Origin of the sequence: Paraflavitalea speifideaquila, assembly GCF_032395985.1 — a bacterium.
GTDB classification, from domain to species: Bacteria; Bacteroidota; Bacteroidia; order Chitinophagales; family Chitinophagaceae; genus Paraflavitalea; species Paraflavitalea speifideaquila.
The window spans coordinates 3,725,388-3,750,740 of sequence record NZ_CP135920.1 but is presented as its reverse complement, the minus strand read 5'-3'; the positions used below and the strand labels follow the sequence as shown (position 1 = coordinate 3,750,740).

Here is a 25,353-nt window from a genome sequence, read left to right as displayed (position 1 = left end):
TTGCACCCTCATACAAAAGAATATGAACTTTGCCGTCTTTGTAAGATCCTTGCCCAAACAAAAAGACAGTGCCACCAACAAACTCATTGCCTTTGTAAAAAAAAGATGCAAGTTTCCCTACCACCAGTGAACCCTCCAAACTGGCTATTTACCTTTATCAACAATTGAATATTTCACAAACCACCGCTTTTCAAAAACTGTTGCTATTCTATGCCAGTATGCCATTTAATCAGCTTCCCGCCAAATGCCAGGACCATGACATGATGCTGATGGCCCTCAACATTATCGTTGGGCCTTCAAAACTTTGATGCAGATTATCCTTACAACTAATCTTTATAGCTGGTTGTCCTTCCGTCAACCCGTTTTTTTGACCAAAACATCACTTGTTTCTTGCACCATGCCCTTATCAGTTGCTCAATGGTCTGTAAAACCTAAACGTTCTTACCATCCCTATATCCTGTTGGGCTTTTATCTCGGCATCCTTCCACCAGATCATTTACTTCAACAGATCCCCTGCTCTACCCGGCACGACTGGAAACAACGCCATGCGTCCACCTTGTTTGGTTACGAGTGGTACCTGCAGCATCAGTCCTCTTTTACCGTCATGCAGCAGGTGTTTAATAACAAGCAGGTTGCTGAAGATCAACCGGGCCCTGCTCAGGATTATAGCCCTTAGCCGGTTTATGGATCGCTACCAGGTGCGGATAAAAGATAAGATAGGATCGGCCAATGCAGTTGTACTGGATAATATCGCCAAGGTTGCAAAAGTGCTTTCAGTAGCCACCACCCTAAGGTATCTTCAACTGCCTGCTGGCCGCTACCGCAGGATGCAGCAAACTAACCGGTGCAGTCAATCTCTTTTCAGCCAGTGCCGCAGCAGGCATCCTGCACAGCTTCTGCATAAAGAAGTAGCAGCTATTAAGGAGTATTGCAGCGATCAGCAATGGCAATCCTGGCCCTTATCAAGCGTGTACCACCAGATGATCCGTGATCGTGCTGCCGTGTGCACCATTGCCACCTTCTACAAGTATGTTCGTCTGATGGCTCTGCAAAGGAAACGAGCTGCTCACCGGCGTAAACATCACCAGGTGGGTATCCGTGCTGCTGGACCGCTGCAGATTTTGCACGTCGATGTTACGGTGTTCAGAACAATGGACAATGTCAGGAACTATATTTATCTCGTGGTTGATAACTATTCAAGAGCCATATTGGCCTGGGAGGTCGCGCTCGAATGCAATGCCCGGTATGTGTTCCGGAACCTGCAAAAGGTGATCCGTGAGCACCTGCAGCCCGCTGGCATCAGTACCTGCCAACTGATCAGCGATGACGGGTCTGAAAACTATGGCCCCGTCAAGTCGCTCGTTAACCAGCCTGGTCAACCTCACATCAGGCACCTGATCGCTCAATGCGATATTGCGTTTTCCAATTCCATGAGCGAGTCGGTCAATAAACAAGCGAAATACCATTATCTTTACCACCATCCTATAGCCGATCACGCAGCATTGCGGCGGCACATGCCACTATTCGTGGAAGCATACGCCAACCGGCCATTAGCAGCCTTAAAAGGCCTCACCTCCACAGAAGTCCTCGGTGGCCAGCGCTATGACCGTGACGGCTATCGACAACAAATAGCCACCGCCAGGGCAAACCGAATCGCGACCAACAAGAAGGCCACTTGTTGCTATAGCTTTTGATAAGCTGACTTTTTACAGGCTGCTGAATCAAACCAGCTATTCTCACCCCCCTGCACTATCAGAGGATGTTCAACCCTTACAGTTTATCCTCTTCAATACTTACCTGCTTTGCACCGCCAATAAAAAAATGACCGACACAAAAAGCTTTATTCACTCTTTGTGCCGGTCATTGTCTTTGTAAGGGGTTCACCTCTTAAGTGTTCCCTGCCGGTAAATCTTATTTTTCCGCTTTCCGGATATCCGGATCGCTAATCGTCAACACGTTGTGAAGGTTGCCCGGGATGCCGTTATACCAACAAGCACAAACCTATAAGTGTGCAGTTTAAACCCATAACCGTGCTAAAAATGCCTAAAACCGTGTAAGGGCAATACTGCTTTGAGGCAACTATTAACTTCACCTGGCAGAAGGGCGCGCAAGATAGGAACTTTAATAGGAGGTGTAAGTTATGCAATCAATATGTTTATGCACATCTTGTTCAGGTAGCCGTTGTAGTGAAAAGCAACCGTTTGAAGAAGTGGTGAAACTGGTATCCTGGAATTGTAGAAGGATAGTAAGTGGGTAGGCGATTTAGTCGTTATGGCTGGGATCTTCTTCCAGGTATTGTGTGAACGTTTCCCGCACTGATGTATTACCTGCTTTCTCATCCCGCCAGGCTTCTGCGTTTAAAACGATCTTGTCGGCTTCACGCAAACTTAAGCCCAGCAAGGCAATGAGCAGTTTGGCCGATTGCAATTGGGAACAGCCCATTTCTTTGAGTTTTTTAATGCAAGTTCCATACTGGCCGGATTGCCCTTCATATAGGTCGCATTAAAAGTATTATTCATCTCTGGCGTAATGTCACCAAATAAACTTTTCATAATGGCCTAATGTACTCCAAATTCGTAGAAAGTCATAATAGAAGAAACCTGATTTTTATGAGCCATTCAAGCCTAATGCTCCTCAAATTAAATAAACAAAGCTGCACCTGGGGAGGCGTGAGCCCGTCTGGCCGCCCGGAGGGACCGGGCCAGACTTGATCTTTGGTTCTTTTGCATCAAGGTAAAAGAACAGAAAAAAGTGCAAAGAACAGAAAAGCCGCCCTGCCTGGCAAGGCACTTACTTGTGTTCACACGTATCGTTCTTCTTTTCTCAATTCGCGGGTAATGCCATCAATAAGATCTTGCTGCATGAGCAGCTTATTATCGCGGCTTAGCGCTTTGAGTGAAGCGTATTGGATCACATTGATGATGGGTTCGCCGCTGATCCCGTAGACTTCAGCAATAGCAGGTAGCGATACATCGGGACCGCTGGTATTCAAAATACTTCAGCTTATAGCGTTTGTCGCCGGTTTTATTAACCGCCATATCCAGGGGCGATAATACATTGGCCAGGGTGGTTTCCGCATCAGGGCGGTAGCGCCAGCGGGCATAGTTCACCCATTTGTCTTTGACCATGTCTTCACTGTACTGCATTTTAACGCCATACCGTTGCTCAATATCGGCCAGTACTTCTTTGAGTGGCATCCTGAATTGATCATCGGAAGTTTGAGCAAGGAGTAGCCTCGCACAACTTATACCTGTAGCCTGGCGAAGGGCGGCTCACCCTATGGGTGCTGACGGTAGGCCGGTATACTCTTTCAGGAGGGTGTAACCGGTCATACGTATATCTCCCGGATAGTCAGTAGCATAACGCGGTAAATTTATTGCAAGCGGACTATTAACCCGTCCTTTACTATCATGACCAAAACTACCCACACGGCGCCTAGCGCTTCAGCAGCCGGACTAACAGCCGGTAAGCAGTCTTTTCCCATCATATTAAAAGCCGGTTTGTTGGCCGGCATCCTGGATATCTCGGGGCTTTTATAAGTTATTCTATCAAAACAGGCAGGAACCCCCTCCCTATCCTCAATTTTATTGCCAGTGGTGTATTTGGCAAAGAAACCGCCTATGGCGATAATACGGTGATGCGGGTGCTGGGATTGTTGTTCCATTTTTTAATTGCCCTCATTTTTGCCACTATTTTCTATTACGCCTGGCCCCTGATCAGGCGGGTCAGCACCAACTGGGTCGTTACCGGACTGGGTTATGGCGTGTTGGTGTGGATGGCTATGAACCTGGTGGTGGTACCGCTTAGCAGTACGCCTGGCATGAAATTCACTACATCGGGCATCATCATTGGCATGTTGATCCTCATGGTATGTATAGGTTTACCCATTGCCTGGGTGGTTTCCAGGGCCCGGCGCAACCAGTAGACTTAGGGCGCCGGAATGCACGGGAGATGCTGGTGGACCAGCCGGGGTATTCACTGGACATTCACTCCGAATTGCACTGGCCCCCTCTGTAGAGGCCCTTTTACCGGGTCCCAGTGCAATTACCAACGGATGTTCTGTGGCTTCCCAGCGTATCTGGAGCGCATCCGGCGTGTATTTGTGTACAGAATCAATACAATAGAAGGATTATGGGCTTGCAGTTGTAATTAAGCCAATGCAACTGTAGGCCTTTTTCGTTCAGGATACCGGAAAAACCTCGGCTGCTGACCTAATTTCCGGTATTTTTGTAACCAAACGGTTACTACAATAATATCCCCATGAGACGAGATGTTTTCCAGGCAATTGCGGACCCCACGCGCCGGCAGATCATTGGTTTGCTTTCGCGGCAAACGCTGACGCTGAACGGTGTAGCAGAGAATTTTGAGGTAAGTCGCCCAGCTATTTCCAAGCATATTAAGATACTAACGGAGTGCGGGCTCATCGTTATCCGCCAGCAGGGAAGGGAGCGTTTTTGTGAGGCCAACCTGGGCAAATTACAGGAAGTGAGTGAATGGGCGGAACAATACCGCTTATTCTGGTCTAAAAAGCTGGATGCGCTGGAAAACTTCCTGGCCATTGAACAACAGGCCAGGAAGAATGCTCAATAGCATTTCTAAGGAAGGTGGGCGCCGTTTAATCCTTAATAAATGTAAATATTTGCCGGGTAGTATTGCCCGCCACATCGGAAATGCTGATGGCCAATTGATGCCTGCCCGGTTTACAATGATGGGGAACAGCCAGGGTAAATTCATTACCCTTTCTTTCAAACAGCAGCCATTCTCCATCCAGCGCTGCCTCAAAACTGGCTACGCCATCGGTCTCATCTTTGCACACAAACTTCAGTGCATCTCCTTTAAATACCTGCCCTTGCTGTCCATTGATCCATTGCAGGGTGGGTGGCAAGGTATCGATCAATAGTTGTACGGTGCCCAATACATTAAAGGAGGCCGTACACCAGTTGTTATGCCAGGTGCCACGGACCGTGTATTTCTTTTTACCACTGTTTAATTGCATTACGGTTTTCTTTTTAAGCCGTTCATTCATCCAGGACGAGGCCTTGAGTGCAACCCGATAATTCTCATGCACAGGCACGGTAGCATGGTGCAAGCTTACCAGCGCCGATGCTTTACCCGGCCCCGTATTGGGTTGTTCCTTCAACGCAAAAAAGACGGTATCATAAAATGCTGCCTTGGTAAACAACACGGTACATTGTTTGCCATTCACCCGGTTTTCGCAACCAGGTAGTAACTTAAAACTGCCCGGTGCCAATGGTGAAGGGCTTTCAATGGCTCCACTGTATTGAACCTGGTTTTCAAAACTGCTCTTATTATCATTTACATCATACAGGCGGATATTGATGGTATGTACCCGTCCATCGGAAAGGTTCAGGATACCAGGCCCTTCCAGGGCAGGAAAATGATTGCCCGGCAACAGGGAAAGGTGTTGTACATAGAAGCCGGTACGTACCCATTTGGTATAATCCACAGTGGCATTGATGTAGCGACTATCGGCATTGGAGAAATCATCCAATTGGGCTTTGTGTACCAGGGAATCATCCAGCCTAAGTTCTACCCGGAAAATTCCAAAGCGAAACCGGTTGTCATTGTCCCTGTCTTCGGCCCTGATCCCCAAACTAATAATGGGCGATCTTACTTTGATCACGGGTTTAACGGCTTTGTAGTTGCCTTCTTTCCCTGCTAAAGTAATGCTGTTGCCCGCCATGCGATAGGTACTGTACTGCCTATTGTACCAATAAAGACCCTTCAGCACCGGGGGCTGATCATCGGCCATCTGGTAGCCATGTAAAAGTGGGTTAAGGTTATTCCCGGTACGGGTATCCCTTAATTCAAAATGCAGGTGGGGTGCTTCTGAACCGCCCGTATTACCGCTGAAGGCAATGAGTTGCCCCTGGTAACCGGGAAATCTGTGGCTGTAAAATGAAGGTCCTGCTCCCTTTGCCGGGCCTTCTTTTGGGCAGTTGCTACGGCTGTTTCCAGCGCCGGGTAAAAATGGTTGAGGTGGGCGTATACCGTGGTCGTTCCATTGGGGTGATTAATGAACACCGCCTTCCCCAATCCATATTCTTCAATGCTAATGCGGCTTACATAACCTGCGGCCACGGCATATACCGGCAGGTTTTCCTCTCCATTGGTACGAATATCAAGTCCCATGTGAAAATGATGGGGCGCAGCTCACCAAAATTGCCCGACAGCCGGAAGGGAACAGACAATGGCGTACTAAAACCAGCGCGGGGAAACCAATATATAGTATACACTACCATGCCTGCCATCAATAACAGGAATACGGGCCACCTTTTGATCAGGCCGCGATACGGGTGGCGCTTAATGCGGGTGGCAGTTTGCTGGGTAGATGTACCTGGCTGTTGAGGTGGCAGGGATAAGTGCATGGCCATTGGCCTGGAAGCCTTGCCCCCGGCTACAGGATTGCTCATATACATGTTTTTGGGAAAAATAACCGGTCAGCCAGGTACGTTCCACTTCAGTGCTATCTGTTTAAAACGTACTTTACCTGTAAGCGACGGATACAGGTAAAGCGCTCCTGTGGACCTGGTAGAGACCCTATCCTTGGGTGCACCTGGCTGCCGGCCCGGTTTTTGATGATGGAAAATTAGAACGCCCAGGGGCGGAATGCAATGGAATCGACAAACATGGCTTGCTCCTCTGCAAACAGGAAGGGGGCGCTGTGAGGCGATTGGCAATAAATAATACCTTTGGCCGATGCGAAAAAGATTGTTCCTGTTGTTCCTGATCTTTGTGGCTTTGTACATCCTGCTGCACCTGGCTTATAAACTGCCCGACCTTGCCAATGGGCGCATTCGGTTATTCGTCATGCCCGATCTGCCGGTTATATTGATAGAAATAGGCATGTATTTTTTGTTTGCCCTGGTACCCTATTTCCTGCTTCTCCATTTTTACCCCCGGCAGGTTTTAATGGCCATTGGTGTTATCCTGGTGAGCCTGCCTTGTATCTTTTATGTATGTTATAGAATTGATGAAATGATGATGGGGCAGGATATCCGGTTGAAGAACTTTTTTCTCCAGAATATCTTTTATGTATCCCTGTATACTGTATACGGCATGGTATTCTTTTTTATCCGATATGCCCAGCACAAGGAATTGGAACAAAGGGACCTGGTGATACAGAACCGCCAATCAGAGTTGTCCTTCCTGCGTTCACAGATCAATCCGCATTTCCTGTTCAATAGCCTGCACAATATTTATTCCCTCATGTACCAGAATGCCGCCGGTGCGCAGGAAGCCATCCTCAGCCTGTCGGACCTGCTGCGTTATATGTTGTATGATGCCAGTGAAAAAGTGCCTTTGCAAAAGGAGGTCGATTATATTGACCGGTATATTGCCTTGCAGAAGATACGGTTCGATCACCCCATTCATACACCGGTGCGTATTACCGGAAATATTACAGCAGTTCAGATTCCTCCACTCCTGTTGATCCCTTTTGTGGAGAATGCCTTTAAGCACGGCGATTTTTCAGGAAATACGGATGGAGTGGAAATTACACTGCACGGAGGCCCGCGCAGTATCTTCTTCCATTGTATCAATAAAAAGGACATGGTTTGAAAGATGCGGCAGGTGGTATTGGCTTGCAGAATGTAAAGCGCCGGCTGGTATTGCTGTACCCTGATAAACATTCACTTAAAATAGAGGACACAGACAATCAATTCACCATCAACCTGGAACTGAGCAATGATTAATACACCTCCTATTCGTTGTGTTATAGTAGACGATGAGCCACTGGCTGTAACCCTATTGGTGCAATACGTGGAAAGAACACCGGGGCTGGTGGTAGTATTCAAAACCACCCATGTTTTGGAAGCCCTGCAGGTAGTTGAAAAAGGAGAAGCCGACCTTGTTTTCCTGGATATTCATATGCCCGAACTGAGTGGCATGCAGTTTATGAAGATCATTGGCAACCGGTGTAAAGTGATCCTTACCACGGCTTATAGCGACTATGCCCTGGAGGGCTATGAGCATGGTGTAATAGATTACCTGCTGAAGCCTTTTTCCTTCGACCGGTATATGATGGCCGTGGTAAAGGCCCGGGAAAGGCTGGAGAAAAAGGAGCCGGCGGTAACAAAGGAAGTGCCCGACCATATTTTTGTGCGGGCCGATTACCGAATCCAGAAGATCAACCTGGATGCTATTTTTTATATAGAAGCATTGCGCGATTATATTGCATTCCATACGCCCGGGGCAAAATACTATCCCTGGAAAGTATGAAAAGATGGAGGCCACCCTTCCCCAGGTGTATTTATCCGTATTCATAAGTCTTACATTATCAACCGCAATAAGATTGATTTTTTAGACCGTGGCAAGGTGGTCGTAAATGGTCAGTACCTGCCAGTGGGCGAAACCTACCGGGAGAAGTTCATGGCACAAATCGGGATTATATGAATTGCGTTAGTTAAAGCTAGTCATAGGATAATAAATTGATTTCTTTCCTGTATAGATTCGAGGCTGTTTATAAGGTGTTGTTGATCAAGTGTAAGTATGTAGAAAGATGCTAGGGGTTTCCCATTAAATAATCATAAATTTTCTACCCCTGCACTATAACTGCAGCCATGCCTTTTATCTTTTCATCAAAGCGGCTATATTTGCGTTACCCCAAACAGTTACAACGAGTATTCAATATCGTTAAGTGTAACCGCTTTGTAGCTAGGCCAACCGCCCCTATAAAGACAAACCTTTCCATTGCCCCCACGAATTTCATGGGATGGCCTGGAAAAGGCCATGTTACTGCTTTGGCTTTGATTCCTCAGCAAATTGGACTTAACCGTTATTGAGTCTGTATTCTACAGCAAAATGAGTACCTGCGCAGATTTCACATCTATTGCGTGATGGTACAATATTTACATGCCTTTTGAAATGATTCTGTCCTGTGAAATGCATCGTAGCAACGGAATTCCGGCGATACGCTATGGATAGTCTTTGCCTAAAATAACGGAAATGAGTGCAAAAAAATTAAGTTGAAGCATGTGGACGTCCAACGCATTAGAGCGGTGAAGGATATCCTTAACCATAAGCAATTGCCACATACAACAATTCAACACCTGGCCATTGAAGCGGGCATGAACCGTACTAAGCTACAATATGGCTTTAAGAAACTTTTTGGCGTCAGCATCTATACCTACCAGGTACAAATGCGGATGGAAAAAGCCAGGAAACTATTAGAAGATACGGACAGACCCATTAAACAGATTGCTGCACTGGCAGGTTATAATACCATTAGCAGTTTCAGTGCGGCCTTTAAAAAAGCTTTTACAATATCTCCTTCTCAATGGCGAAACAAGCACCAATAAACAACGCGCAGCTGAGGGTAATCCTGGCAGCATTTTAAAACCCTGTTTTTCCGCCTCTTATGTATTTTTTTTACCTATACGATGATCTGTAAACGCTGTATTTGCGTGACTATAAGGATGTTATAACTGTTATGAATGATTGCAGATGGCTTTAAAATTTGTGCAGATAGGAAAACTTTTTGTGCAGATAGGACAAATGAGTGGAAGTAACTTGCAGGCAGGTTTGAATGTAAACTGTAGTTTATGGATGTTGCTGATGCCTGACCCTTCTGCTCCGGATTACACTTCGGCCCGGCAGAAGCTATTAGTCCGGGTCGTCAACTTCGTTGTAACACACCTGGAACCGGTTTGGGGGATTTCATAACCGGTTTCATTTTTTTCACTGCCTCCCGGCACCATCTTCCAGTCACTCCGAAGTACCACTTCGGACACCGGTCTCTGTAACAGTTTCCGGGTGGCTGTATCCTTATGAATACTATCCAATAGCTATCCGGTCAGGTATTTTATTTTGATAACGTATTCCTGTTTTAACAATAAGCCGGTTAAGGTTTCTGTCCAAATGCATTCCCCGCAATCTGCCAGGGATATAGGCATGATAAACCGGTAACCTGCTGAAGGGCCGTTACCTCTCTCCTATCCTATCCCTGACCCATTCAGGCGGGACGTAGCGGCTTCTACAGGTTCTCTTGGTAATAAAAGTGGGTGTGCTTGCAATATGTGGAAGAAAACAGGGTGCAGGAGAAGATACAATTGTGTTTTTTACAGGTAAAAGAATAGGATCTCTGGTTAAGCCTGATTGGTTTGTATTCCAAACAATCAATGATTCCATCAGCTACCTCCAGCCGGCTCCGTTATTCAACACTCCCTGGAATGCCTTACCAGGCGGAGCCGGCAGTAGCGGTGGATTACTTCCCCCAACTGCGGTTATACCGGGCAGACAATTTTAATTAATGCCTCCGATTGTTTAGTTCACCGTATTGTCATCAAATACGGAAACCGTATCCCTTACATGGCTAAGGGAGCCCGTTCTTACCATATTGAGACAAATGAGGGCAGCTTCGGGAAGGCGTTTCTCAAAGAGTGCAATACGTAATAATTTAATGGAGCGCCGTCGGTGGCCCCTGACTACCTGTTCAGGAATTGCCAGCAGCCTGGCAATGTCGGTTGTTTTTAATCCTTGCACATACGCCAGTTTGAATACTTTACCACATTCTTCGGGCAGGTGTTCCATGGCTTCAAATACCGCTTGCTGTAAGGTGTGAGCCGTTGATTCTTCTTTTATGGGATAAGTTTCCTGTCCGGCAAATACTTGTTCCAGGTCCTTTTCATAGGCCGGCCTGTGATGGGTAAAAGACAGGTAGTCATAACAGGCATTGCGGGCAGTGACATACAGGAAAGCCCGTATATTGGCCACATTATCAAAATTGCCGCAGAGGCGATAAAGCTTAACGAAAGTTTCAACGGCAATATCTTCCGCCTCCCGCTTGCGACAAGTAAGCCTTTGGGAGAAATAACGGAGTGAAGAATAATACCGGTTGTAAATGGTGTTAAAAGCGAGTGCGTCTCCTTGCCGGAAACGTTGCATCAGTTCCTTTTCCGTAGATGTTTTGCTCATGTGTAAGGGGTTTAATGCCAGTTGATCGATGGACCAACTGATCAATCATGATACAAGAAAATAAGGACACCTGGTAAGTGTTACAGTAAAAGTGCGTCTCGTTTAGCAGAACTGGTTTACGCTGATCTGGCAGTAATCTCATCATCTGTTCATGAGGCAGGAAATGGTGGGGGCTATCACCCAGGCCATCATGGAGGGTATGGATCATCATTTCAATAGAGTGGGATCAAAAACCGTAGTAGTTTGTAAAAATAAAATCAATGATGGAGTAAAGTAGTAATTTTTGCCATACTGCACAGGAATGCCATTCAATACACTTAATTATTTTTCCAGACAATACACACATTAAAGATTTTCGCAGGGCTGTATCCGCTGCCGGGATATTAATTATATTTATGATATAAATCGTACCATATGAAAATTGCGTTGATCGACGCCACTGGATTTGTAGGGTCACAATTGTTGAAGGAAGCATTGCAGCGTGGTCATGAAGTGACTATCCTTGTAAGGCATCCTGAAAAAGTTACTACAAAGGATCCGCTGCTTATAATAAAGCCAGGAGATATTTTGCAAGAAGGAACTGTTGCCAGTCTGGTCAAAGGGCAGGATGCTGTGATCAGTGCTTACAATCCTGGCTGGCAAAACCCGCGTATTTACGATGAGTTCCTGGAAGGGGCACAAGCCATACAAAGAGAACTAAAAGCAGCGGGCGTAAAACGTTTGCTGGTAATAGGCGGAGCCGGGAGCCTGTTGGTAGCTCCCGGTGTTCAATTGGTAGATACGGCCTAGTTTCCACCTGAATGGAAACCCGGTGCCCAGGCAGCGCGTGATTACCTCAATATCATCCGAAAGGTGGATCAAGTGTAGGATATAGTCCGATAGTCGGAAAGTCCGGTAGTCGGAAAGTCGGAAAGTCCGATAGTCCGATAGTCGGATAGTCCGGTAGTCGGAAAGTCCGAAAGACTGGCCTTTCTGTTTTTCAGAACTTCCGGTCTTCCCGACTTCCGGTCTTCCGGTCTTTCCAGTCTTCCCTGACTTCCGGTCTTCCCGACTTACGGTCTTCCGGTCTTTCCAGTCTTCCCGACTTCCGGTCTTCCCGACTTCCGGTCTTCCGGTCTTTCCAGTCTTCCCTGACTTCCGGTCTTCCCGACTTCCGGTCTTCCGGTCTTTCCAGTCTTCCCTGACTTCCGGTCTTCCCGACTTCCGGTCTTCCGGTCTTTCCAGTCTTCCCCGACTTCCGGTCTTCCCGACTTCCGGTCTTCCGGTCTTTTCAGTCTTCCCTGACTTCCGGTCTTCCCGATTTCCGGTCTTTCCGGTCTTCCCGACTTCACTCCATTTCACCCAAAAGAATCCTCAATTCATCCTCCTGAATCCTCATTCTGTAGAAACCCCTTAACTTGCCCTTTACAAAAGATGGTAATTTGTTATTATAATGACAGTAGACACCCATACCCCTCAAAGGTTTACACTGCCACAAAATTGAAAAAGGAATACATGCAAAGCCGGTTGTTGGGGCTTAAAAGCCAACTGAACCCGCATTTCCTGTTTAACTGTTTCAATACACTTTCATCACTGATAGCTGAAGACCCCAGGCAGGCGGAAAGCTTCCTGGATGAATTGAGCAAGGTATACCATTACCTGCTGCCTTCTCTTAGCCTGCAACTGCTGGTCGAAAATGCGGTGAGGCACAACGTCGTTTCCCGGCAACAGCCACTGGTGATCGACCTATTTACCATGGCTGGCAATCAACTGGCAGTGAATAATAACCTGCAAAGTAAAACGATCAAGTACCCTTCCAATAAGATTGGACTGGCCAATATCCGGTTGAAATATGAGCTATTGGAACAGCCGGGATTTCAGGTATTCTCCGATACCCGGAACTTTACGGTGATCCTGCCATTGATCTGGCATAGTGGGTATGAAAAGAAATTAAGTGTTGTACAAAAATATATACATTAACAACGCATAAAAGGTTTATATATGAAAATTCTAATCGTAGAAGATGAAGAGTTGGCAGTCAAAAAGCTACAGAAAACATTGGCTGGTGTTGATGCACAAGCTGAAGTGGTGGGTGTTACCGATAGCATCAAAGTACGGTCGATTGGTTGCAGGACAACCCCTCTCCCGACCTGATCCTGATGGATATTGAATTGAGTGACGGACAAAGCTTTGAGATATTCAGCCGGACGGCTGTTAAAAGCGCCGTAGTATTTACCACCTCGTACGACGAATACGCACTGAAGGCATTTAAAGTGAATAGCATTGATTATTTACTGAAGCCTGTCCAAAAGGAAGACCTGGAAACAGCGCTCAATAAATACCGCCAAATTAAAGACCTCTATGCAGCCGGTAGTTCGCATACCGACCTGAATGTAGAGAGCCTGGTGAAAGAGCTGCGCCAGAAACTGCAACCAAAGGAATACCGCAAACGGTTTCTGGTAAAACATGCGCAGAAACTGGTATCTATTGAAGTGGAGGAGATCGCTTATTTCTTCAGTGACGGCCGACTGAATTTTTCAAGACCTATGATAACCGCAAGTTTGTAGTGGACTATACCATGGATGAATTGGAAGATATGCTTGATCCGGACCGCTATTTTCGTATTAGCCGGGCTTTCTATATAGCGGTAGACAGTGTAGATCAGATCCATGACTATTTTGGCAACCGCCTGCTGCTGCATTTAAAACCGGCGGTAGACAAAGAAGTCATTGTAAGCCGGGAGAAAGTCAGTGATTTTAAGAAGTGGATGGGGAAGTGAAGGTTTCAGCATACAGTACCTGCTCATCTGCCAGGATGTCAATATTGGCGCCATGCCGGTTTATTAGGGCATCCATATATTCCAGCATCCGCAATAAAGTTTTTTCAGGGGCGGGCTTGTAATTGTAGCAAATCATGCTAATACTGCAACAATTCATCCCATTTATACTGGTTGCCCTGGTTACAATACCTGATATTTGATTCAGTAGCAAATTCGTATACTATGGAACGCTATAATATTTTCAATCAGGTACACAAAGGATTAAGGGCTTTTTATATGAAACGGCCATGACAATACAGCAAGCCGATTTTGCCATGGAGGAAGAGGCCAGGCTGGCTTTGGAAAGCATCAGCGAAGCTTTGTATTATTTCAGTCAGCACCACCTGCAGGTAGAATATTGCTTGTTTCCTTTCATAGTAGAATACAATCCCAACCTGATAACCGGTATCAAACAACAGTTCCGGTCCAATGCTGTGCAGATACAACGGATGCGTGGTGTAATGAATGCGTACCATCATGCCGTAACTACGGCAGAAAAAGAGCTGCTGGCAAACCCATTCTCAAAACATTTACCGCTTTCCTGGTGGATAACCTGGACGGCATGACCCGGGAAGATAACCTGCTCAACAGTTTATTATGGCGATACTACAATGATGCCGAACTGTTGGGGCTGGAAAAAGTCATGGTGGCCAAATTACCTCCTAAAGACCTGAATGCCCTCAGTAAATGGATCATTCGAGGCACCAACAATGCCGAGATCATTGCTTGGTTGAGGGCTATTGAGAAAACCTCCATTTCCCTGTTTTTACTTCTTTTTCAATAGCGCCCAGCAGGAATTGCCAGAGAGCCGCTGGCAAAAATACAGGAGGCCCTTGCCGAAGGCAATTCAGTTTAATAGTACATCCACTACCTTCGTACTATGTTACAATTGCAGCAAGTACATCATATTGCGATTATCTGTTCGGACTATGAGCGATCGAAGCGATTTTATACCGAAATACTGGGTTTTACCGTACTGCAGGAAGTATATCGCGCCGCCCGGCAATCTTATAAGCTGGACCTTTGTTTGAATGACCATTACCTGATAGAATTGTTTTCCTTTCCCGATCCCCCACCCCGCCCCAGTGGTCCGGAGGCCTGTGGTTTGCGGCATCTTGCTTTTGCGGTACCGGATATAGCGGTGGCAGTGAACTGGCTTACCAGTCAGCAAGTGGCTGTAGAGGCAATCCGGATCGATGAGTTTACAGGCAAGCGGTTTACCTTTTTGCCGATCCTGATGGTTTGCCGCTGGAATTGTATGAGGTCGTCAATCCTTCCCGCCAATAAGTGGGAAGAACCGGCCATGCGTTTGCTTAATGGGGCGGCCGTATGCCGACACAGAGCAAGGATTCACAATTGTTGACTATGATCAAGCATGTGGATATCCCAGGTGGGTAGGGTAACTACTATTTGTAGCGTGGTGCACAATAAATTAAATGGGTATGGATTGCTTGCAAAAGCTGACCGGTGCCAGTATATTGTACTTAACTAAATCCGTACTCTATGTTACTTACTTTAACCCTCCAGGTTTTCGTTGTTGTATTTGTAATAGCCCTGCTGTGGCATATTTTTGAAAAGGCGGGCCAGCCCGGCTGGGCCTCCCTTGTACCCGGTTATAATATCTACATACTCCTTAAGATTACCGGTTTAGTTAAAAGTAAATGCACCTGCATTACCACAGGTTCTGTCGTTTCCTCTTGCCCTCCTATCTGCTATCGCCCCGTTAACCAATTGGGACTTGTAAAAGAACGTACTTTTCCAGTGTAAAGAAAATAGAACCCCAGGGTCTTATAGTGTAAACACAACCCAAATGCACATGAGTATTACCGGTAATGCCTGCCGTAAAACTGCTTCGTGCTTTTTGCAGTGTGGATGCGGGTTTGACTATTGTCAAGGTTAAATAAACAGGATCTGTCAAGCAGCATTTTGCAGGAGGATTTTAGGGTCAGTATAAGGGCTTCAACCAGATTGGTTAACATATTGATCAATCATACTTTATTATTTTTTGCCATGCAGGAACAATCTGCATGTGAGAAAATCGTTTATGTAGCAAGTAACGTAGTTGACCCATACACTATAGGAAACCCTAAATCCAAATTCTCATGCAAAAATCTCTACGCTGGTGGAGGCTTGTATTCGTATTGACCTTAACGAGCTGCTTTAACAGTTTAAACACCAATGCCCAGATTGGGTTTACTTTTTCCACTTCCAATAATTCTTACAACTCAATTGGCGGGACAATCATTAATACAGCGGCTGCTGATGATGTAATTTCAACCAACCTTTTCCTTGGGTTTACCTTTTATTATGCAGGTGGCGCCTATACTGATTTTAGGGTAAGTTCAAATGGATTTATCAGTTTAGGGAACAATACCACCAACTCCATGCCTACCAATAACCTTTCTACCACTGGTAATGGGCCCATCATTGCTCCTTTGTGGGACGACCTGTTGGTGCCTGCCAATGGTATGTCTTACGAGGTAACAGGAGCGGTGGGCAGCCGGGTATTGACGGTTCAATGGGCCAATGTGCGTTGGAACAGAGCGGCTACCAATGCGATTATCTCTTTCCAGGTAAGGTTTTATGAAGGAACCAATGTAGTTGACTTTATTTATGATCAAACCAACAGAACACCCAATAATGCTTCAGCTTCAATTGGGCTGAGTGGCGGTGGGGTAATCAGCGATTTTTATTCCGTCTATATTGACGGTAATATTGATGCAACAGCTACTTATGGTAGCGAAACCAACTGGAATTACCGGAAGCCGTATGATGGGGATACCTATACCTGGACCCCAACAATATGTTTTATGTTTCTTCCACTACCGGGCAGGTTACCGGCAATGTGTCCAAATGCAACAACCTGCAACAAGCCATTATCAGCGTACAGATACTAACGCGGGGTACTTTAACCCCCATCTCGCTCACGCAAATGAAGTTTGATATTGTTACGACCAACGTAGCTAATTTAACCGGATTGCATGTTTATTATTCGGGCAATGCCGCAGGGTTTGCACCTGTTAATGAATTAGGTGGCGTAACCATTTCGCCAGTCACAGGTACCATTACCGTTAATGGATCGCAAAGGCTTGTTACGGGCACCAATTATTTCTGGATCACTTATGATATATCCCCGACAGCGGTTGCTACCCAAACCCTGGATGCGCGTTGCACGGAGGTTACTGTTGCCGGAACGGCCTATGCACCTACCACTACCAATCCCAGTGGTTGGAGAACCATTATTGATTGTACAGTGGGGCCAGGTGGTATTACAGGCGCCAGTCTATGGGTAAAAGCCAATGCCGGCACTTCTACTACCACCAATAATGGAAAGGTAGATACCTGGAACGACCAATCAGGGAATGCCCGGCATGCTACCAATACGGCTTCGAACAACCAGCCTACCTATTTGAACAATAGTACCAATAACCTGAATTACAATCCAGTGGTTGATTTTGATGCGGCTGCACAGAGTACTACTTATGCCGACTATATGGATATTAACAACAGTGGTATTTTGTCCAGCAGCAATAACCCCTACGAAGTATATGCTGTGATCGTACCAGGGGCTGGTAACCTTAGCGCCCCGGGTAAGTTCCTGTTTGCCGGTGAAGCAGGTATGAATAAATTCAACTCTTTTGATGTACGCAGCGGTTATGCGGTTAATGACAGTTGGAATATGAATGACCTGATCGTAAACAGCGTTTGGACTACCGATAAGCCGAGTATGTTTACGTTTGATTACAATTACAACCGGCGGGAAACCTTCAGTGCAGGTACTTCTATCGGAACCCTCAATGGCTCGGGCCGTACCACGGCCAATGCCAGCAATGCACTGGCCTATCAACGGACGGGCAACCTGGAGTTTTATGATGGCGGTATCGCAGAAATTATAACCTATGCCAATGCTTCTCACGGTACGACTACCCGTGAAAAGGTGCAGTCCTACCTGGCTATCAAATATGGCGTTACCTTGTCGCATAATTACCGGTCATCCGATGGTACAATTGTATGGAACAGGGCCACTAATGCTGCCTATAATAATAATATCATAGGTATTGCACGGGATGATAATGGCGGACAGTTGCAAAAGCAGTCTAAAAGCACTTCCAACTCACAGGATATCCTTTCCATCTATATTGGATCGGCTCAAACGATTGACCAGGCTACCAATAATGGCAGTTTTGCGGCTGGCGATAAGTCGTACTTCATGGTAGGCAGTAATAACGATTATCCATTGGGTCAATTCGGTGTACCTTCTGAGAAACCCACTGGTATCTGTTGCCGGATCCAGCGTGAATGGCTGATACAAAGGACCAATTTTACGAATGGAGATATTAAGTTGAAGTTCGATTTTAATTCCGTTACGCCGGGATATCTCCCTTTGAATGCTGCCGATCTGCGGTTACTGGTTGATGCCGATGGCAACTTTTCAAATGCTACTATCCTTAATACACCCACTATTACCATCACTGCGGCTGCAGGTGTGGCCACCATCACTGCACCAGCGAGTGTATTTGCCAGTACGCCCTATTTTACCCTGGCTTCTGTTTCTACCAACACGATACTGCCCATTCAGCTTAAATCATTTACAGGTACCTGTAAAGACCAGTCGATTCAATTAAAATGGTCTTCTCTTTTACCCTCGACCGATGATTTTACCATTGAGCGTAGCCCGGATAAGGTGAACTTCTCGCCGGTTGGAACAGTGAAAGATAATGTGACGGATAATTATAGTTGGACAGACCAGGCCCCGCTGCCGGGTACAGTTTATTACCGGCTAAAAACAACGCATGAGAACGGAACCCCTTTGTACTCAACAATGGTATCCGTGAACAGTTGTAATACAACAGCCATCCGGTTATATACCAATCCATCTACCAACGAATCGACGTTGATGATACAATTGTTGAAAAACGATCAGCCAGAGATCGGCCTGTATGACCTCATGGGCCGCCGTTTTGAAGTGCAAGGCCTCACCGGCAAACGGTCGATGGACAAAGGGGTTCACTATTTGCCTGTAAGGATCCCTGGTAAGGTTACAGGTATGTACATGCTGCATGTGGTGTTGAATGGCGAACAACATATTTACAGGGTATTAAAACGATAATAAATTTTTGTTGATCACTCAAAACCTGTTGGGTTTGCCACCGCTCCGGAATTTACCGGAGCGGTTGTCTTTTTATGCAATCTCCTGTACATTCGCAACTAACTCTATAGACTATGATAATAGACCTGAGATCAGATACGGTAACGCGCCCAACGGCTGGTATGCTGGATGCGATGATGAAAGCCCCTGTAGGGGATGATGTTTTTGGGGAAGACCCAACGGTAAACAAGTTGGAAGCCCTGGCGGCCGGCTTATTTGGTATGGAAGCGGCCTTGTATTGCCCTACCGGCACGATGTCGAACCAGATAGCCATTAAGGTACATACACAGCCCGGGGATGAGGTGATCTGTGATAGAACGGCCCATGTATACCAATATGAGGGCGGTGGTATTGCTTTCAATGCCGGGGCCCAGGTGAAACTGCTGGAGGGTGATCATGGCCGGATGACTGCCGCACAGGTATTGCAGGGCATCAACCCGGACGATGTGCACAAGGCGCGTACTTCGCTGGTTTGCCTGGAAAATACGGCCAACCGCGGCGGCGGCGGTTGTTATGACCTGCAGGCCATTCAGATGATACGGCAAGTATGTGATGAGCATCAATTACAATTGCACCTCGATGGTGCCCGGTTGTTCAATGCCCTGGTGGCCCGTAAAGAATCACCCCACGCGCATGGCGCCTTGTTTCACAGCATATCCGTTTGTTTGAACAAAGGGCTGGGTTGCCCTGTTGGTAGTATCCTGATCGGCCCGGGAGCATTTATCAAAAAAGCCAGGCGGATACGTAAGGTATTCGGTGGCGGTATGCGGCAGGCTGGCTATATGGCGGCTGCCGGTGTTTATGCCCTGGAGAACCAGGTAGAACGCCTGGCTGTTGATCATGAACATGCACTGATATTGGCAGAGGCATTGAGCAAAGCTCCTTTTACAGGGTCCTTATTACCGGTAGAAACCAATATTGTCATCTTTGAAGTAAATGGAAACCGGTCGGCCACCGGCATCGTGGCGCAGCTAAAGGAAAACAATATCCTGGCCATCGCCATTGCGCCTACACAGGTACGGCTGGTATTGCACCTGGATATTTCCCGTGAAATGGTAGAACATACTGTGCGGGTGATAGGAGGGATTTAGAATACAGCAGGAGGCATAAAAAGGGCGGCCAACGGCCACCCAATGCTACTAAACATAAAGAGCTTATTATTATAATTACACCTGTAAAAACCGAAGTATAAGCAGGTCAACGGTTGAGGGTCAGGCGGGCCTTGTATTGATCAAAAGGAAAAGGCGCTCTATGAAGGAAATCTTATTTCTGCTGGCAAACAACAGTTCGGCCCTATATTTTAAGATTATACAGGTTAGCACTTACAATTTTGTAAAGGATAATATTCAAACCCTTTATTACTTTTGAAATCAATTAAATGAATTATGCTACCAACTATTAAACCACATCGTACCAGGGCCTGGGGTAAGTTAGAAGACCATTATAAGAAAATGAACCGCACCCATTTGCGGGAGCTGTTTGCTGAAGATCCCGAACGTTTCCATAAGTTCTCTTTGCAACTGGAAGACATATTATTCGACTATTCCAAGAACCGGATCACAGAAAAGACACTGGAGTTGTTGCTGGACCTGGCAGAGGAATGTGAGCTGGATAAAGCCATCAGTGCCATGTTCTCCGGTGACCCGATCAATGCTACCGAGGACAGGGCTGTACTACATACTGCTTTGCGTAATTTTTCGGGCCAACCGGTACATGCGGAAGGCAGGATGTGATGCCCGATGTACAACGTGTATGGCAGCAAATGCGTGATTTTTGCCAACGGGTACATAGTGGCGCCTGGACCGGCTATACCGGTAAAAGATCCGCTATATCGTTAATATTGGTATTGGCGGTAGTGACCTTGGGCCCTATATGGTAACAGAGGCATTGAAACCTTACTGGCTGGAAGGTATGCAGGTTTATTTTGTATCAAATGTAGACGCTACTCATATCGTTGAAACCTTAAAGAAGGTGAATGCAGCGGAAACACTTTTCCTGATCGCCTCTAAAACTTTTACTACGCAGGAAACGATGACCAATGCGCATACCGCACGCAACTGGTTCCTGAAAACAGCCGTTGATGCGGCCTTTGTAGCCAGGCATTTCGTGGCGCTCTCCACCAACGAAAAGGAGGTGATCAAATTTGGTATTGATAAAGCCAATATGTTTGGTTTCTGGGACTGGGTAGGCGGCCGTTATTCTTTGTGGAGCTCCATTGGCTTGTCAATAGCCCTCACTATAGGATATGAAAATTTTGAACAGTTACTGAAAGGGGGCATACTACCGACAACCATTTCCGGGCTACCCCATTCAATAAGAATATCCCCGTGATCATGGCCTTGATCGGCTTATGGTATACTGATTTCTATGGTTCACAAACGGAAGCCATCTTACCGTATGATCAGTATATGCATCGTTTTGCTGCTTATTTTCAACAGGGTAATATGGAGAGTAATGGCAAGAGCGTAGACCGCAAAGGCAAAGCAGTGAATTATGCTACTGGCCCTGTGATCTGGGGCGAACCAGGTACCAATGGGCAACATGCTTTTACCAATTGATACACCAGGGCACCTTATTGATACCCTGCGATTTCATAGCGCCGGCCATTAGCCATAACCCTGTTGGTGATCACCATGCCAAGCTATTATCAAACTTCTTTGCACAAACAGAAGCACTGATGAATGGCAAGACCGGCAAAGAAGTAGAAGCCGAATTGGAGAAGGCTGGCAAAACGGATAAAGAAATGGAAGCCTTGACCCCCTTTAAGGAGTTTGAAGGCAACCGGCCTACCAACTCTATTTTGGTGAAAAAGATCACCCCTTATACCTTGGGGCAGTTGATTGCCCTGTATGAGCATAAGATCTTTGTACAAGGGGTGATCTGGAATATTTTCAGTTTTGACCAATGGGGTGTGGAACTGGGTAAACAACTGGCCAATAAGATCTTGCCCGAGTTAGAGCACGATAATACGGTAAAGGGGCATGATGCTTCTACCAATGGATTGATCAATGCCTGGAAAAAAATGCGACAATAGGTTATGTATTTTATGGGGTTTGTGCATCCGCTCAAAAAGCCCAGCTTATGAAACAAGGTATCATTTTAGCCTTTTTCCTGCCGCTAGCAGTGGCCACATACAGCCAGCAAACACCGTTGGATGATAAAACCAGGTTGCAAAAATTGAAAAAGGATAAATTCTTTTCAATTCCTTCGATGGAAAATCCTTTGGTATATAAGCTGCCTGCTCAGGATACTACCAAGGCCGATCTGTTCCGGAAGCTGGTAGAAGCACAAAGGTTAAGTAAGGGCGGTCTGATGGCTGGTACGTATTCACACCGGGCATTGAATGGGAAAATTTATACGCTTCAACCCGATAATATGCCCTGCCTGGTACCTGACATGAAGTCAGTGGCAACCATGCCCATTGCGGGCCAGGAGAACCTGGACCCGATGAATATCTGGCCCAAAAAGAAGGTGATTCCGGAAGGAAAAGAGAAGTGAGGATCGGCATCGTGAGTCGGCAATCGTCAATCAATGTTGCTGACTTAAGGAGTCAACATTTGATGGGCATTGAGCCCCTTTAGGGCTCCCGCTTTGTAGCAACATGTTCCGTTTTAGATGCGGCGCCGTAGGCGACGAACCTTCGGTGGTGCACCTACAGCGCACAATACTCCATGATTGCGTTTTCTACGAAGCGAAACCCCTAAAGGGGGTGACGAAGGCAGGAATAGGTGACATTGTTTACAGGGGCGCCGTAGGTGACGTTCTCCAAATCAATAATCATCGAGAGTGGATCGTTCGGTATATTGTCCTGGCGGGTCTGCCCTCTCTTTTGAGAACCTGGGAATTGCGGGAGTTGGCTCTTAGCAATGGGCATAAAAAGCTCCTGCGAAAGGAGCTTTACTATAGTAGTTACGTTCGTTCTTACCATTTGTCCACTTCATCACCAGCGTCAGCCACTGTTCCGTTGGTTGCGGGAGCAGCTGCAATTACGGGGCTTACTACGACTACCTCTTCTACCCCTTCTGCACCTTCACCGTCTACTGCAATTTCCTCTCCTTCGGCCACCTGATCATGGTTGTAGGCGTCAAAGTCGAAGTTGGGCATCAGGTCAGTTTTTACATAATCTACCGCTTCGGTCAATGCTTTCAGGAACTTGTTGAAGTCTTCTTTGTACAAGAAGATCTTGTGCCTGTCATAACCATTTTCGTTGAATTTTTACGACTCTCTGTAATGGTAATGTAGTAATCGTTACCGCGGGTAGCTCTCACATCGAAGAAATAAGTTCTTCTTTTCCCGGCCCTGATGCGTTTGCTGTAAACGCTTTCCATTCTTTTGTCATTGTTTTCGTACGCCACAGTCATTTGAATTTTGCAGTTTAATAATTGGCATTTTCACAAAAAAAAGCAGGCACAAATATAATATTGTTTTGGAACCGACAAAATTTCCGGGCATATAATTAGTGAATGACACAAAATAAATTGTATAATCAATTTTCGTCAGTCAGTTCTTCGCGCTCCTGTTGTTGTTGCTCATACAAATACGTGTAGTAACCGTTACGTGACAGTAATTCATTATGTGTGCCCATTTCCCGGATGGTACCTTCTTCAATGACCACGATCTGGTCAAAGTCAAATAAGGTAAAAATACGATGCGTAATGATGATAGCGGTCTTATCCTTAAGGAATAGACTAAGGTTGCCGAGTATTTCCTTTTCCGTTTTCGCATCTACAGCACTGAGGCAATCATCGAATACAACGATCTGCGGATCTTTGATGAGCGCGCGGGCTATGGAGATGCGCTGTTTCTGTCCGCCACTAAGCGTTACGCCCCGTTCGCCAACCATCGTGGCATAACCGCCATGAAAACCCTGTATCTCTTTTTCCACACTGGCATAACGCGCAGCTTGCTGTATCCTGGCTTCGGGCGTTTCTCCCAACCCAAAACTGATATTGTTGGTAATGGTATCACTAAAAGGAAAACGTCTTGCGGTACATAACTGATCTGTTTGCGCAGTTGTTGCAGGTTCATCTCGCTCACTTTTACCCCATCGATCATAATATTACCGGCAGTGGGATCATACATACGCAGGAGTAACTGGGCAATGGTAGTTTTACCCGAGCCGGTATGACCTATGATGGCTATCTTTTGCCCTTTACGGATCGACAAGGTAAACTGCTTCAGGGCTTGTATGCCAGTATTGGGGTATACAAAATCAACCTGGTCAAATACAATATGTCCTTCCAACACAGTGTTAACCGGTAGCGCTGGATTGTTAATGACGGGTTTTGTGTCGAGAAACTCATTAAGCCTTTTTTGGGAGGCGGCGGCCCGTTGTATCATGCTGGCCGTCCATCCAATGGCGCTCACCGGAAAGGTGAGCATGTTAATATACATTACAAATTCGGCAATGGTACTGATGCCTACATTGTGGCTGCCATAGATGGCATAAATGCCCCCGATCATAATGGTAAAAAGCGTACTAAGGCCAATGATAAGGGTCATCGAAGGGAAATAGATAGCTTCCATTTTGGCCAATCCGATAGCGTTGCGCTTATAGTCTTCACTGTTCTTTTCAAAGAACCCATACATGGCATCTTCCTGTACAAAGGATTTGATAACCCGGATACCGGAATAGGATTGCTGGGCATTGGTGGTGAGGTCGGATAAAAGACTTTGTATGTGTTCGCTTCTTTTATTAATGATGTTATTTACCAGGTAAATGGTGATGGCCAGTATGGGCAGGGGGCAAATACATAAAGCGTGAGTTCCGCATCTTTTTGATCATGTAAAAAAGGGCCAGCCCGATAAGGGTGATCAGGTTGATCAAATACATGATGGCAGGTCCGGTAAACATGCGCACCCTGCTCACATCTTCGGATATGCGACTCATCAGGTCGCCGGTATTGTGGGTTTTGTAAAAATTGATATCCAGTTTCAAATAATGCTGGAATACTTCGTTCTTTTGATCAAATTCAATATGGCGGCTCATTACAATGATGGTTTGCCGCATCAGGAACATGAAGATGCCGCGTATGAGGGCCAATACCAGGATCGTAACACCACAGAGCGCTACTACGGAAATGCCTTTGTATTGTTCGGCAAAACGAATGAACCAGTTTACCAACCAATCGTATTCGGGATGGAACTTTTCTTTTCCTATTACACCCAGCGAACGTTGTACTACTTCAAATACATAGCCGGTAACCTGGGGCGCCAGGATGGCAAAGTAGTTGGATACTACAATAAAAGGATACCCAGTCCCAACCTCCACCGGTATTTCCAGAAATATTTATTAATGGCCTTGAGATGCTTCAAGCTGATATTTTAGAAAGGATAAAATGCTGACTCCAGTGCGGTTGCAAAGATAATGGAGAATGGTGAGTGGCTGCCAGGAATTGATTTTTAACAAGCTGAGTAGCATAATAAATGGCCGATTGGTTTTCCCCACTAGCCATTTACTACTAACCACTGG

General features: G+C 46.2%; 34 protein-coding genes and 1 pseudogene. 22 read left to right on the top strand and 13 right to left on the bottom strand.

Features of this window, described 5'->3' with window-relative positions; genetic code table 11:
* Positions 1-304 precede the first annotated feature (304 nt).
* The gene (locus RS881_RS25520) at positions 305-676 is read left to right on the top strand and encodes a hypothetical protein (protein ID WP_315823674.1); all 372 of its coding nucleotides are present in this window, start codon (positions 305-307) and stop codon (positions 674-676) included.
* Complete coding sequence (locus tag RS881_RS25515) at positions 633-1,694, top strand: hypothetical protein (protein ID WP_315823673.1); 1,062 nt, start codon at positions 633-635, stop codon at positions 1,692-1,694. Before RS881_RS25520 ends, RS881_RS25515 begins: the two co-directional genes overlap by 44 nt.
* Before the next feature lie 568 nt (positions 1,695-2,262).
* Here the strand turns inward: RS881_RS25515 and RS881_RS25510 are convergent.
* The 4 genes from RS881_RS25510 to RS881_RS25495 all read right to left on the bottom strand — a co-directional run bounded on the left by RS881_RS25510 (position 2,263) and on the right by RS881_RS25495 (position 3,664).
* A complete protein-coding gene (locus RS881_RS25510; RefSeq protein ID WP_315823672.1) occupies positions 2,263-2,442 on the bottom strand; it encodes a hypothetical protein in 180 nt (59 codons plus the stop codon).
* Between the two features lie 358 nt (positions 2,443-2,800).
* Positions 2,801-2,992 (bottom strand): hypothetical protein, encoded by a 192-nt coding sequence (locus tag RS881_RS25505; RefSeq protein WP_315823671.1) that lies wholly within the window; start codon positions 2,990-2,992, stop codon positions 2,801-2,803.
* Complete coding sequence (locus RS881_RS25500; protein ID WP_315823670.1) at positions 2,949-3,197, bottom strand: hypothetical protein; 249 nt, start codon at positions 3,195-3,197, stop codon at positions 2,949-2,951. The genes RS881_RS25505 and RS881_RS25500 overlap by 44 nt, the downstream gene beginning before the upstream one ends.
* 176 nt (positions 3,198-3,373) lie before the next feature.
* Entirely contained in the window at positions 3,374-3,664 is a 291-nt protein-coding gene (locus RS881_RS25495; protein WP_315823669.1) for a hypothetical protein, read from the bottom strand.
* On the opposite strand from RS881_RS25495, the gene RS881_RS25490 reads away from it, so the two are divergent.
* A complete protein-coding gene (locus RS881_RS25490; protein WP_315823668.1) occupies positions 3,644-3,925 on the top strand; it encodes a hypothetical protein in 282 nt (93 codons plus the stop codon). The genes RS881_RS25495 and RS881_RS25490 overlap by 21 nt on opposite strands.
* 335 nt (positions 3,926-4,260) lie before the next feature.
* Positions 4,261-4,590 (top strand): ArsR/SmtB family transcription factor, encoded by a 330-nt coding sequence (locus RS881_RS25485; RefSeq protein ID WP_315823667.1) that lies wholly within the window; start codon positions 4,261-4,263, stop codon positions 4,588-4,590.
* A gap of 25 nt (positions 4,591-4,615) precedes the next feature.
* Here the strand turns inward: RS881_RS25485 and RS881_RS25480 are convergent, their stop codons facing one another.
* Genes RS881_RS25480 through RS881_RS25470 form a run of 3 tightly spaced genes read right to left on the bottom strand, consistent with a single transcriptional unit; the run spans position 4,616 to position 6,434 of the window.
* Positions 4,616-5,773, bottom strand: a complete 1,158-nt coding sequence (locus RS881_RS25480) for a hypothetical protein (protein ID WP_315823666.1) — start codon at positions 5,771-5,773, stop codon at positions 4,616-4,618.
* Between the two features lie 50 nt (positions 5,774-5,823).
* On the bottom strand, positions 5,824-6,102 hold the full coding sequence (locus RS881_RS25475; protein ID WP_315823665.1) for a hypothetical protein: 279 nt from the start codon (positions 6,100-6,102) through the stop codon (positions 5,824-5,826).
* Positions 6,084-6,434 (bottom strand): hypothetical protein, encoded by a 351-nt coding sequence (locus RS881_RS25470; protein ID WP_315823664.1) that lies wholly within the window; start codon positions 6,432-6,434, stop codon positions 6,084-6,086. Before RS881_RS25470 ends, RS881_RS25475 begins: the two co-directional genes overlap by 19 nt.
* 286 nt (positions 6,435-6,720) lie before the next feature.
* Between RS881_RS25470 and RS881_RS25465 the strand changes: the two genes are divergently transcribed.
* From RS881_RS25465 to RS881_RS25450, 5 genes are all read left to right on the top strand, one after another.
* Positions 6,721-7,581, top strand: a complete 861-nt coding sequence (locus RS881_RS25465; protein ID WP_315823663.1) for a sensor histidine kinase — start codon at positions 6,721-6,723, stop codon at positions 7,579-7,581.
* A complete protein-coding gene (locus RS881_RS25460) occupies positions 7,578-7,715 on the top strand; it encodes a hypothetical protein (protein ID WP_315823662.1) in 138 nt (45 codons plus the stop codon). The genes RS881_RS25465 and RS881_RS25460 overlap by 4 nt, the downstream gene beginning before the upstream one ends.
* Positions 7,708-8,241, top strand: a complete 534-nt coding sequence (locus tag RS881_RS25455; protein ID WP_315823661.1) for a LytR/AlgR family response regulator transcription factor — start codon at positions 7,708-7,710, stop codon at positions 8,239-8,241. The genes RS881_RS25460 and RS881_RS25455 overlap by 8 nt, the downstream gene beginning before the upstream one ends.
* Before the next feature lie 33 nt (positions 8,242-8,274).
* A complete protein-coding gene (locus RS881_RS59990) occupies positions 8,275-8,415 on the top strand; it encodes a LytTR family transcriptional regulator DNA-binding domain-containing protein (RefSeq protein WP_350340248.1) in 141 nt (46 codons plus the stop codon).
* A 581-nt stretch (positions 8,416-8,996) separates the two neighbouring features.
* Positions 8,997-9,320, top strand: coding sequence for a helix-turn-helix domain-containing protein (locus RS881_RS25450; RefSeq protein WP_315824614.1), 324 nt, complete (start codon positions 8,997-8,999; stop codon positions 9,318-9,320).
* A 964-nt stretch (positions 9,321-10,284) separates the two neighbouring features.
* On the opposite strand, the gene RS881_RS25445 is transcribed toward RS881_RS25450, so the two are convergent.
* Positions 10,285-10,935 carry an RNA polymerase sigma factor gene (locus RS881_RS25445; protein ID WP_315823660.1) on the bottom strand — a complete coding sequence of 217 codons (651 nt, stop codon included), beginning with the start codon at positions 10,933-10,935 and terminating at the stop codon, positions 10,285-10,287.
* A gap of 414 nt (positions 10,936-11,349) precedes the next feature.
* On the opposite strand from RS881_RS25445, the gene RS881_RS25440 reads away from it, so the two are divergent.
* The 13 genes and pseudogenes from RS881_RS25440 to RS881_RS25360 all read left to right on the top strand — a co-directional run bounded on the left by RS881_RS25440 (position 11,350) and on the right by RS881_RS25360 (position 22,379).
* Positions 11,350-11,724, top strand: coding sequence for an NAD(P)-dependent oxidoreductase (locus RS881_RS25440; RefSeq protein ID WP_315823659.1), 375 nt, complete (start codon positions 11,350-11,352; stop codon positions 11,722-11,724).
* Positions 11,725-12,429: 705 nt separating this feature from the next.
* Positions 12,430-12,894, top strand: a complete 465-nt coding sequence (locus RS881_RS25435; RefSeq protein WP_315823658.1) for a histidine kinase — start codon at positions 12,430-12,432, stop codon at positions 12,892-12,894.
* A gap of 21 nt (positions 12,895-12,915) precedes the next feature.
* Complete coding sequence (locus RS881_RS25430) at positions 12,916-13,068, top strand: hypothetical protein (protein WP_315823657.1); 153 nt, start codon at positions 12,916-12,918, stop codon at positions 13,066-13,068.
* Entirely contained in the window at positions 13,041-13,481 is a 441-nt protein-coding gene (locus RS881_RS25425) for a LytR/AlgR family response regulator transcription factor (RefSeq protein WP_315823656.1), read from the top strand. The genes RS881_RS25430 and RS881_RS25425 overlap by 28 nt, the downstream gene beginning before the upstream one ends.
* Positions 13,481-13,693, top strand: coding sequence for a LytTR family transcriptional regulator DNA-binding domain-containing protein (locus RS881_RS25420; protein WP_315823655.1), 213 nt, complete (start codon positions 13,481-13,483; stop codon positions 13,691-13,693). Before RS881_RS25425 ends, RS881_RS25420 begins: the two co-directional genes overlap by 1 nt.
* 287 nt (positions 13,694-13,980) lie before the next feature.
* A complete protein-coding gene (locus RS881_RS25415; protein WP_315823654.1) occupies positions 13,981-14,298 on the top strand; it encodes a hypothetical protein in 318 nt (105 codons plus the stop codon).
* Positions 14,277-14,516: a hemerythrin domain-containing protein gene (locus RS881_RS25410; RefSeq protein ID WP_315823653.1), complete on the top strand. Its 240-nt coding sequence runs from the start codon at positions 14,277-14,279 to the stop codon at positions 14,514-14,516. Before RS881_RS25415 ends, RS881_RS25410 begins: the two co-directional genes overlap by 22 nt.
* Positions 14,517-14,621: 105 nt before the next feature.
* Positions 14,622-15,095 (top strand): SMU1112c/YaeR family gloxylase I-like metalloprotein, encoded by a 474-nt coding sequence (gloA2, locus tag RS881_RS25405; protein ID WP_315823652.1) that lies wholly within the window; start codon positions 14,622-14,624, stop codon positions 15,093-15,095.
* A gap of 739 nt (positions 15,096-15,834) precedes the next feature.
* Positions 15,835-16,629, top strand: a complete 795-nt coding sequence (locus RS881_RS25400) for an NIDO-like domain-containing protein (protein ID WP_315823651.1) — start codon at positions 15,835-15,837, stop codon at positions 16,627-16,629.
* The gene (locus tag RS881_RS25395) at positions 16,536-18,842 is read left to right on the top strand and encodes a DUF8202 domain-containing protein (RefSeq protein WP_315823650.1); all 2,307 of its coding nucleotides are present in this window, start codon (positions 16,536-16,538) and stop codon (positions 18,840-18,842) included. Before RS881_RS25400 ends, RS881_RS25395 begins: the two co-directional genes overlap by 94 nt.
* 113 nt (positions 18,843-18,955) lie before the next feature.
* Positions 18,956-19,972 (top strand): threonine aldolase family protein, encoded by a 1,017-nt coding sequence (locus tag RS881_RS25390; protein ID WP_315823649.1) that lies wholly within the window; start codon positions 18,956-18,958, stop codon positions 19,970-19,972.
* A 294-nt stretch (positions 19,973-20,266) separates the two neighbouring features.
* Positions 20,267-21,915: pseudogene (pgi, locus tag RS881_RS59985) on the top strand (glucose-6-phosphate isomerase).
* A gap of 47 nt (positions 21,916-21,962) precedes the next feature.
* Positions 21,963-22,379 carry a hypothetical protein gene (locus RS881_RS25360; RefSeq protein ID WP_315823644.1) on the top strand — a complete coding sequence of 139 codons (417 nt, stop codon included), beginning with the start codon at positions 21,963-21,965 and terminating at the stop codon, positions 22,377-22,379.
* Positions 22,380-22,802: 423 nt separating this feature from the next.
* On the opposite strand, the gene RS881_RS25355 is transcribed toward RS881_RS25360, so the two are convergent.
* The 5 genes from RS881_RS25355 to RS881_RS25335 form a co-directional block, all read right to left on the bottom strand.
* Positions 22,803-23,057 (bottom strand): hypothetical protein, encoded by a 255-nt coding sequence (locus RS881_RS25355; RefSeq protein WP_315823643.1) that lies wholly within the window; start codon positions 23,055-23,057, stop codon positions 22,803-22,805.
* The gene (locus RS881_RS25350; protein ID WP_315824612.1) at positions 23,027-23,209 is read right to left on the bottom strand and encodes a DUF3276 family protein; all 183 of its coding nucleotides are present in this window, start codon (positions 23,207-23,209) and stop codon (positions 23,027-23,029) included. Before RS881_RS25350 ends, RS881_RS25355 begins: the two co-directional genes overlap by 31 nt.
* Positions 23,210-23,367: 158 nt before the next feature.
* On the bottom strand, positions 23,368-23,817 hold the full coding sequence (locus RS881_RS25345) for an ATP-binding cassette domain-containing protein (RefSeq protein ID WP_425476368.1): 450 nt from the start codon (positions 23,815-23,817) through the stop codon (positions 23,368-23,370).
* Entirely contained in the window at positions 23,703-24,581 is an 879-nt protein-coding gene (locus tag RS881_RS25340) for an ATP-binding cassette domain-containing protein (RefSeq protein WP_315824611.1), read from the bottom strand. Before RS881_RS25340 ends, RS881_RS25345 begins: the two co-directional genes overlap by 115 nt.
* A 4-nt stretch (positions 24,582-24,585) precedes the next feature.
* Positions 24,586-25,152, bottom strand: coding sequence for an ABC transporter transmembrane domain-containing protein (locus RS881_RS25335; protein WP_315823641.1), 567 nt, complete (start codon positions 25,150-25,152; stop codon positions 24,586-24,588).
* Between the last annotated feature and the right edge of the window lie 201 nt (positions 25,153-25,353).

Bases quoted from the DNA above. Each gene is read 5' to 3' on its own strand.
- RS881_RS25445 (WP_315823660.1), bottom strand. From the start codon at position 10,935: ATGAGCAAAACATCTACGGAAAAGGAACTGATGCAACGTTTCCGGCAA.
- RS881_RS25485 (WP_315823667.1), top strand. From the start codon at position 4,261: ATGAGACGAGATGTTTTCCAGGCAATTGCGGACCCCACGCGCCGGCAG.
- RS881_RS25350 (WP_315824612.1), bottom strand. From the start codon at position 23,209: ATGGAAAGCGTTTACAGCAAACGCATCAGGGCCGGGAAAAGAAGAACT.
- RS881_RS25390 (WP_315823649.1), top strand. From the start codon at position 18,956: ATGATAATAGACCTGAGATCAGATACGGTAACGCGCCCAACGGCTGGT.
- RS881_RS25495 (WP_315823669.1), bottom strand. From the start codon at position 3,664: ATGGAACAACAATCCCAGCACCCGCATCACCGTATTATCGCCATAGGC.
- RS881_RS25470 (WP_315823664.1), bottom strand. From the start codon at position 6,434: ATGAGCAATCCTGTAGCCGGGGGCAAGGCTTCCAGGCCAATGGCCATG.
- RS881_RS25430 (WP_315823657.1), top strand. From the start codon at position 12,916: ATGAAAATTCTAATCGTAGAAGATGAAGAGTTGGCAGTCAAAAAGCTA.
- RS881_RS25360 (WP_315823644.1), top strand. From the start codon at position 21,963: ATGAAACAAGGTATCATTTTAGCCTTTTTCCTGCCGCTAGCAGTGGCC.
- RS881_RS25455 (WP_315823661.1), top strand. From the start codon at position 7,708: ATGATTAATACACCTCCTATTCGTTGTGTTATAGTAGACGATGAGCCA.
- RS881_RS25440 (WP_315823659.1), top strand. From the start codon at position 11,350: ATGAAAATTGCGTTGATCGACGCCACTGGATTTGTAGGGTCACAATTG.
- RS881_RS25465 (WP_315823663.1), top strand. From the start codon at position 6,721: ATGCGAAAAAGATTGTTCCTGTTGTTCCTGATCTTTGTGGCTTTGTAC.
- RS881_RS25480 (WP_315823666.1), bottom strand. From the start codon at position 5,773: ATGGCCGATGATCAGCCCCCGGTGCTGAAGGGTCTTTATTGGTACAAT.
- RS881_RS25400 (WP_315823651.1), top strand. From the start codon at position 15,835: ATGCAAAAATCTCTACGCTGGTGGAGGCTTGTATTCGTATTGACCTTA.
- RS881_RS25415 (WP_315823654.1), top strand. From the start codon at position 13,981: ATGACAATACAGCAAGCCGATTTTGCCATGGAGGAAGAGGCCAGGCTG.
- RS881_RS25510 (WP_315823672.1), bottom strand. From the start codon at position 2,442: ATGGGCTGTTCCCAATTGCAATCGGCCAAACTGCTCATTGCCTTGCTG.
- RS881_RS25500 (WP_315823670.1), bottom strand. From the start codon at position 3,197: ATGCCACTCAAAGAAGTACTGGCCGATATTGAGCAACGGTATGGCGTT.
- RS881_RS25435 (WP_315823658.1), top strand. From the start codon at position 12,430: ATGCAAAGCCGGTTGTTGGGGCTTAAAAGCCAACTGAACCCGCATTTC.
- RS881_RS25395 (WP_315823650.1), top strand. From the start codon at position 16,536: ATGTTTTATGTTTCTTCCACTACCGGGCAGGTTACCGGCAATGTGTCC.